An 8,239-nucleotide genomic window follows, 5' to 3' on the forward strand; every position below is an offset into this window, starting at 1 on the left:
TGTTCTGTCGCCGTGCCGCGCCAGCCCGCGGCCCCGGCCCCGCGGGGGGCGGCGGCGCGGCGCCACGCCCGCCCCCAGCCCGCACGCTCTTCCGGGTCCGGCCCGGCGCCCGGTCCTGCCGTCTCAGCGCCCGCCGAGCGCGCTGACCACCGCCGCCGTCAGCTCGTCGAGATAGCCGGCCGGCACCTCGTCGCGGACGACCAGCAGCCGCCAGTACAGCGGCCCGGTCAGCAGGTCCAGGGCCAGCCGGCCGTCCGCGCCGGCCGGGATCTCCCCGCGCTCGACGGCGCGCGCCACCATCGCCGTGGCGACGCCCTCCTGGCCGTCGTGCAGCGCGGCCTTGAGCGCGGTCGCCAGCTCGGGGCTGCGGGCCGCCTCCGCCAGCAGGTCCGGAATGATCTGCGAGGCCATCGGATGCCGCAGCGCCCGGGCCGCGACCTCCAGCAGCATCCGGACATCGCCGGACAGCGAGCCGGTGTCCGGGGTCGGCATACCTGCCGCTGCCACCGCGGAGACCACATCGAGAACGAGGTGCAGCTTGGAGCGCCACCGCCGGTAGACGGCGGTCTTGCCCACGCCCGCCCGCCGCGCGATGCCCTCGATCGACATCCGGGCGAAGCCCGCCGCGGCCAGCTCCTCGAAGACCGCGGCGCGGATCGCCTCGGTCTTGTCCTCGCGTAGTACGGCGGCGCCTGCCGGGGTCCGGCGCGCCGCCGCGGAGTCGTTCCCGCTGCCCTTTGCCATGCCTTGAGCATAGCGTCACGACGCTACGGTTGCGTTTCGACGTGAACTCCCTTTAGTGTCGGCGTCGCGACGATACGGACCCGTTCCGTCGTAGGCCCCCGTTCTCGTTCCACCGCCCCCGTACGCAAGCGAAAGCGGCCTCCTCCATGCCCCAGACCCTCGCGCCCCCGGCCCCGACGCCCACCCCGGCGCCCGCCCCCGGCGCGGCCTCCGATCCCGAGCTGCACGCGCTGGCCGAACGCCACGGCCTCACGGTGAGCGGGGCCCGCCCCTCGCTGTCGGAGTACACCCGCCAGCTGTGGCACCGGCGGCACTTCATCGCCTCGTTCGCCAGTGCCAAGCTCACCGCGATGTACACCACCGCCAAGCTCGGCCAGCTCTGGCAGGTGATCACCCCGCTGCTCAACGCCGGCGTGTACTACTTGATCTTCGGTGTGCTGATCGGCACGCGAAGGGGCGTCCCGGACTACATCCCGTTCCTGGTGACCGGCGTCTTCGTCTTCACCTTCCTGCAGAACTCGGTGATGGCCGGTACGCGGGCGATCTCCGGCAACCTCGGCCTGGTGCGGGCGCTGCACTTCCCGCGCGCCTGCCTGCCGATCTCGTTCTGCCTGGCACAGCTCCAGCAGCTGCTGTACTCGATGGGCGTGCTCGCGGTCATCCTGCTGTGCTTCGGGCAGGTCCCGACCTGGTCGTGGCTGCTGGTCGTGCCGGCGCTGACGCTGCAGTTCATCTTCAACACGGGCCTGGCGATGGTCATGGCGCGGCTGGGGTCGAAGACCCCTGACCTGGCACAGCTGATGCCCTTCATCATGCGGACGTGGATGTACGCCTCCGGCGTGATGTTCAGCATCAGCGTGATCCTCCAGGGCAAGGACCTCCCGCAGTTCGTGGTGGTGCTGCTGAACGGCAACCCCGCCGCGGTCTACATCGACCTGATGCGCTTCGCGCTGATCGACAGCTTCACCGCGAAGCAACTGCCGCCGCACGTCTGGGCGTTCGCGGCAGGCTGGGCCCTGCTGGCCGGTGTCATCGGGTTTGTGTACTTCTGGAAGGCTGAGGAGCGGTACGGACGTGGCTGAGCAGAGCAACGGCATCGAGCCGGCGAAGGCCGCCGAGGCCCGCATCCCGACGGTGATCGCGGACGATCTGCACATCGTCTACCGGGTCTACGGCACCGGCGCCGGCAGGGGCAGCGCCACCGCGGCCCTGAACCGCATCGTGCGCCGCAAGCCCTCCACGGGCGTGCGCGAGGTGCACGCGGTCAAGGGCGTCTCGTTCACCGCCTACCGCGGTGAGTCGATCGGTCTGATCGGCTCCAACGGTTCGGGCAAGTCGACGCTGCTCAAGGCCGTCGCCGGCCTGCTGCCCGCCGAGCGCGGCAAGGTCTACACCCACGGCCAGCCCTCGCTGCTGGGCGTGAACGCGGCGCTGATGAACGACCTGACCGGCGAGAAGAACGTCGTCCTCGGCGGCCTGGCCATGGGCATGAGCCGTGAGCAGGTCCGGGAGCGCTACGACGGCATCGTCGACTTCTCCGGCATCAACGAGAAGGGCGACTTCATCTCGCTGCCGATGCGCACCTACTCCTCCGGCATGGCGGCCCGGCTGCGGTTCTCCATCGCCGCGGCCAAGGACCACGACGTGCTGATGATCGACGAGGCGCTGGCCACCGGCGACCGCAGCTTCCAGAAGCGCTCCGAGGCCCGCATCCGCGAGCTGCGCAAGGAAGCCGGCACGGTCTTCCTCGTCAGCCACAACAACAAGTCGATCCGCGACACCTGCGACCGGACCCTGTGGCTGGAGCACGGCGAGCTGCTGATGGACGGCCCGACGGACGAAGTGATCAAGGCGTACGAGGCGCACCGCTAGCAACGCCGCGGACCCACCGGCGGAGCCGGGCCGGCGCCGCACGTACGGAAACGGGGACGGCCCCGGAAGCCTGAGCTTCCGGGGCCGTCCGCCGTACCGGACAGATCAGGTGTGGGTGCGCAGCAGCGTACGCATCGTCCTCATGGCCACGGACAGGTTCGCCAGATCGAACCCCTCCGACCCGTAGATCTCCTCCAGCGTGGCCCGCGCGCGGCTGAGGATCGCCGCGTTGGCCTGCTCCCAGGCCTTGAACCGCTGCTCCGGAGTCGAGGTGCCATTGCCCTCCGACAGCACATCCGCGGTCAGCGCCGCATGGGCCGCGAAGAGGTCCTCGCGGATCGAGGCGCGGGCCATCGACTGCCAGCGGTCGTTGCGCGGCAGCTCCAGGATGCGGTCGAGGAGCTGGTTGATCCGCAGCCGCTCGCCCAGGTCGTAGTAGACCTCGGCGACGTCCAGCGGCTCCTTGCCGATCCGGTCCGCGACGGCGACGATGTCCAGCGCCGGGAAGACCGAGGAGAAGCCGGACACCTGGACGGCCAGCGGCTCGGGCACACCCGCGCCGGTCAGCTCGTCCAGGATCGTCTGGAACCACTCCAGGTCGCTGCCCTGCAGCAGATTCGGCAGTTCCTTCCAGACCCCGGTGACCCGCTCCGCGAAGAAGTCGATGGTCTCCGACAGCTCCAACGGCTGCGGGCGGTTGTTGAGCAGCCAGCGGGTGCCGCGCTCGACCAGCCGGCGCGAGTGCAGCCGGATCCGGGTCTGGACATCGGCCGCGACGACATTGTCGAGCGCCTCGACGTCGTCCCAGACCTGGTTCAGCCCGAAGATCACACGGGCCGCGGTGTGGGCCCGCACGACCTCTTCGAGGGAGGCCCCGGTCTCCTCCCGCATCCGGTGCAGGAAGCTCGTACCGCCGGTGTTGACGGTGTCGTTGACCAGCACCGTCGTGACGATCTCGCGGCGCAGCGCATGCCCGTCGACCTGCTCGGCGAAGCGCTCGTGCAGCGCCGAGGGGAAGTAGGCGTGCAGCAGCCGCTGGAGGTACGCGTCGTCCGGCAGCCCGGTCTGGATCAGCGCATCGGCGACCGTGATCTTGGTGTACGCCAGGAGCACCGCGGTCTCGGGCTGGGTCAGTCCGCGGCCCGCGCTCAGCCGCTCACGGATCTGCCGGTCGGTGGGCAGGAACTCCAGCGCCCGGTCGAGATCACCGTCGCGCACCAGGCGGCGCATGAAGCGCTGCTGGGCGTTGAGCATGCTGGAGGACTGGGCGAGGGCCAGCGCCAGTGCGGTGTTCTGCGCGTAGTTGTTGCGCAGCACCAGCGCGCCGACCTCGTCGGTCATCTCGGCCAGCAGCTTGTTGCGCTGCTTGACCGTCATATCGCCGTCCGCCACCACGGAGTTGAGCAGGATCTTGATGTTCACCTCGTGGTCGGAGGTGTCCACACCGGCGCTGTTGTCGATCGCATCGGTGTTGATCCTGCCGCCGGCCGTGGCGAACTCGATCCGGCCCAGCTGGGTCAGGCCCAGGTTGCCGCCCTCGCCGACGACCTTGACCCGCAGGTCCTCGCCGTTGACCCGGATGGCGTCGTTGGACTTGTCGCCCACATCGGCGTTGGACTCCGCCGACGACTTCACATACGTCCCGATGCCGCCGTTCCACAGCAGGTCGACCGGCGCCTTGAGGATGGCCTGCATCAGATCGGCGGGCGTCATCTTCTTGACCCCGGCATCGATGCCGAGGGCGGCCCGCACCTGGGCGTTGATCTGGATGGACTTGGCCGAGCGGGGGTGGATGCCACCGCCCTGGGAGAGCAGCTCGGTGTTGTAGTCCGCCCAGGAGGAGCGGGGCAGCTCGAAGAGCCGGCGGCGTTCGGCGTAGGAGGTCGCCGCGTCCGGGTTCGGGTCGATGAAGATGTGCCGGTGGTCGAAGGCGGCGACCAGCCGGATGTGCTCGCTGAGCAGCATGCCGTTGCCGAAGACGTCACCGGACATGTCGCCGACGCCGACCGCGGTGAAGTCCTCGGTCTGGGTGTCGTGGTCCAGCTCGCGGAAGTGCCGCTCGACCGACTCCCAGGCGCCGCGGGCGGTGATGCCCATGCCCTTGTGGTCGTAGCCGGCGCTGCCGCCGGAGGCGAAGGCGTCACCGAGCCAGAAGCCGTACGACTCGGCGACCTCGTTGGCGATGTCCGAGAACGTCGCGGTGCCCTTGTCGGCGGCCACGACCAGGTAGGTGTCGTCCTCGTCGTGGCGGACGACGTTCTGCGGGTGGACGACCTCGCCGCCGACGAGGTTGTCGGTGATGTCCAGCAGACCGGAGATGAAGGTCTTGTAGCAGGCGATGCCCTCGGCCAGCCAGGCGTCGCGGTCCTGCGACGGGTCCGGCAGCTGCTTGCCGACGAAGCCGCCCTTGGCGCCGACCGGCACGATGACGGTGTTCTTGACCATCTGCGCCTTGACCAGGCCCAGGATCTCCGTACGGAAGTCCTCCCGGCGGTCCGACCAGCGCAGACCACCGCGCGCGACCTTGCCGAACCGCAGGTGGACGCCCTCGACCTTGGGCGAGTACACCCAGATCTCGTACGCCGGGCGGGGCGCCGGCAGGTCGGGGATCGCCTGCGGGTCCAGCTTCATGGACAGGTAGGCGTGCGGCCGGCCCTGGCTGTCCGTCTGGTAGTGGTTGGTGCGCAGCGTCGCCTTGATGACGGTGAGGAAGGACCGCAGGATCCGGTCCTCGTCCAGGGAGGCGACCTGGTCGAGCGCGCCGTCCAGCTCCTCCAGCAGCCCGTCCGTCAGCTCCGTGCCGGCCCGCTGCCGGCCGGGGGACATCCGCGCCTCGAAGAGGGAGACCAGCAGCCGGGTGGTGTGGACGTTGTTGGAGAGGGTGTCCTCCATGTACGTCTGGCTGAAGGTCGAACCGGCCTGCCGCAGGTACTTGGCGTAGGCCCGCAGGACCATCGCCTGGCGCCAGTTGAGGCCCGCCCGCAGCACCAGCGTGTTGAAGTTGTCGCTCTCGGCCGCGCCGGTCCACACCGCCGTGAAGGCGTCCTGGAAGCGCTCGCGGGCGTCGTCACCCTTGATGTGCTCCGGCATCCGCAGCCCGAAGTCGTAGACCCAGGCGATGGTGGAGTCGGCGCAGCGCAGCTCGTGCGGGCGCTCGTCGACGACCTCGACGCCCAGGCGGTTCAGGCCGGGCAGCACCCGCGACAGCGAGACCGGCTCGCCCCTGCGGTAGATCTTGAAGCGGCGCTCGCCGGGGCCCGCGCCGACCGGCTCGTAGAGGCTGACGGAGAAGTCGTGGCCGGGCTCGCCGGTGAGCTTCTCCAGATGCTGGAGGTCGGCGACGGCGCTGCGCGGGCTGTTGTCGGCCTTGTAGCCCTCGGGGAAGGCGTGGCCGTAGCGGCGCAGCAGCTCGGCGGCGCGCTCCTCACCGACCTCGGCGGTCAGCGCCTCGGCGAAGCCGTCGGCCCACGAGCGGGCGGCCTCCACCAGCCGGCTTTCGAGGCGGTCCACATCGACGTCGGTGAGCTCGGGCAGGCTGGCGCCGGGCTCGACACGGATGACGAAGTGCAGCCGGGAGAGGATCGACTCGGTGTTCCAGGCGGTGAAGTCGACGCTGGTGCCGCCGAGTTCCTCCTTGAGGATGTCGATCAGGCGCAGCCGCACACCGGTGGTGTAGCGGTCGCGCGGGAGGTAGACCAGCGCGGAGTAGTAGCGGCCGTACTCGTCCTGGCGGAGGTAGAGCCGCAGCCGGCGGCGCTCTTGCAGGTAGAGGACGCTGGTGGCGATGGACCGCAGCTCGTCGACGGGCGTCTGGAACAGCTCGTCGCGGGGGTAGGTCTCCAGGATCTGCAGCAGGTCGCGGCCGTCGTGGCTGTCGGGGCTGAACCCGGCGCCCTCCAGGACCTCGGCGACCTTGCGGCGGATGACCGGCACCCGGCGCACGGACTCGGTGTACGCGGCCGACGAGAACAGGCCCAGGAAGCGCCGCTCACCGATGACATTGCCCTTGGCGTCGAACTTCTTGACGCCGACGTAGTCGAGGTAGGAGGGGCGGTGGACGGTGGCCCGGCTGTTGGCCTTGGTCAGGATGAGCAGCTTGTGCTCACGGGCCTTGGCGCGGGCGTCCGCGGGCAGCCGGTTGAAGGACGGCGAGACGGGGTGGCCGTCGGCGCTCTCGTGGTGCGGCGGGTCGGCGCGCAGGATGCCCAGGCCCGTGCCGGGCACGGCGGTCAGCACGTCCTCGTCGACGCCGCCCTCACCGGGCACCGAGGCCAGCTCGTACTCGCGGTAGCCGAGGAAGGTGAAGTGGTCGGCGGACAGCCACCGCAGCAGCTCCTGGGCCTCCTCGATGTCCTCGTCGCGCAGATCGTCGGCGATCGGCTCGGCGGGCAGCTCATCGGCGATACGGCCGGCGGCGGCGCGCATCTTCTCCCAGTCCTCGACGGCCTCGCGGACGTCGGACAGCACCCGCAGCAGATCCGCGGTGATCTGCTTGAGGTCCTCGCGGTCGGTCTCGCGGTCCATCTCGACATGGATCCAGGACTCGGTCACCGCGTCGTGCGGCAGCTTCGCGCCCTTGCCCCGGCCGCTCCTGCCGTGCGCGTCGCAGGTGGAGTCGAAGACCTCGATGAGCTTGCCGGTGACATCACGGCGGACGATCACCTGCGGGTGGATCACGACATGGATGCCGCGCCCCTGCCGGGAGAGCTCATTGGTGACCGAGTCGACCAGGAACGGCATGTCGTCGGTGACGACCTCGACGACGGAGTGGGTGCAGGTCCAGCCGTTCTCCTCGACGGTCGGGGTGTGCACCCGGACGTTCGCGGTGCCCTGAGGACGCATCTCCGCGAGGCGGTAGTGGGAGAGTGCGGCGCCGAAGACATCGACCGGGTCACGGTTGGTGAGGTCCTCGGGCGCGGTGTGCAGGTAGTAGCGCTGGAGGTATCCCGCAAGGGTGTCCGGGTCGAGCCCCCGTACCGGGTGCTTACCCCCGGCCGGGCTGCTCTCTACGACCCGGGCGGCCCTGGCGAGCAGCTCGGTTTTGGCTTCGTCCAGCTTGGTCTGCATGTCCTCTGGCTCCTGTCGCGCGCCGTTGCGTGACGTTGTGGAAGAACGTGATGGAAGCCGCACAACGCCGCCGCGACGCGGGGTGTCCTGTCGCTGTCGACGCTATGCCGCGATGAGAGAGGGCCGTGCCGTTATCGACAGTTTTTGACAAAGTCGACAGGGAATGTTGGCCGCAAAGACCAGCGACCGCCCGGTCACGGTGGTGCCCCGGGCGCACGGCAGGGGCCTCGATGCCCCCGCGGGTTATCGCGCTGATCACGGTGCAAGGCTATCGCTCCCCACACGGGTGCCGTCATGGGCCGTGTGCGTACAAATCCCCGGCCCGAACTTAGACCTTCTGGACAACGGCGTGCCGGGACGGAGTGTGCGTGGTGACGTGGCGCCCGGAGGCCCGGCAGGCCCGCCGGGGAGCAGCGCACGGGGAAGCCCGCCCGGTGCGCGCACAGCGGCCCTTGGGCACGGCCTAGATGTGCTGTCCCGGCACGTTGGTGACGGGTGACACGCCATGGCTGGTGCTTGAAAAGGGTGAGGGCCTTCTGGGATCGGTGTGGATTGC

Annotated in this window: 4 protein-coding genes; 2 read left to right on the forward strand and 2 right to left on the reverse strand. The window is 69.9% G+C overall.

Going from position 1 to position 8,239, the window contains the following annotated elements:
• Positions 1-123 precede the first annotated feature (123 nt).
• A complete protein-coding gene (locus ACWGI6_RS38010; protein ID WP_393907390.1) occupies positions 124-744 on the reverse strand; it encodes a TetR/AcrR family transcriptional regulator in 621 nt (206 codons plus the stop codon).
• A 146-nt stretch (positions 745-890) separates the two neighbouring features.
• Here ACWGI6_RS38010 and ACWGI6_RS38015 point away from each other — a divergent pair, with 146 nt between their 5' ends.
• Both ACWGI6_RS38015 and ACWGI6_RS38020 read left to right on the forward strand, forming a co-directional pair.
• Entirely contained in the window at positions 891-1,826 is a 936-nt protein-coding gene (locus ACWGI6_RS38015; RefSeq protein WP_453271746.1) for an ABC transporter permease, read from the forward strand.
• Positions 1,819-2,616 (forward strand): ABC transporter ATP-binding protein, encoded by a 798-nt coding sequence (locus ACWGI6_RS38020; protein WP_453271747.1) that lies wholly within the window; start codon positions 1,819-1,821, stop codon positions 2,614-2,616. The genes ACWGI6_RS38015 and ACWGI6_RS38020 overlap by 8 nt, the downstream gene beginning before the upstream one ends.
• 105 nt (positions 2,617-2,721) lie before the next feature.
• Here ACWGI6_RS38020 and ACWGI6_RS38025 read toward each other — a convergent pair whose 3' ends face one another.
• Positions 2,722-7,683, reverse strand: a complete 4,962-nt coding sequence (locus ACWGI6_RS38025) for an NAD-glutamate dehydrogenase (protein ID WP_453271748.1) — start codon at positions 7,681-7,683, stop codon at positions 2,722-2,724.
• Between the last annotated feature and the right edge of the window lie 556 nt (positions 7,684-8,239).

The organism is Streptomyces sp. NPDC054786, assembly GCF_053611685.1.

Bases quoted from the DNA above. Each gene is read 5' to 3' on its own strand.
- ACWGI6_RS38010 (WP_393907390.1), bottom strand. From the start codon at position 744: ATGGCAAAGGGCAGCGGGAACGACTCCGCGGCGGCGCGCCGGACCCCG.
- ACWGI6_RS38015 (WP_453271746.1), top strand. From the start codon at position 891: ATGCCCCAGACCCTCGCGCCCCCGGCCCCGACGCCCACCCCGGCGCCC.
- ACWGI6_RS38025 (WP_453271748.1), bottom strand. From the start codon at position 7,683: ATGCAGACCAAGCTGGACGAAGCCAAAACCGAGCTGCTCGCCAGGGCC.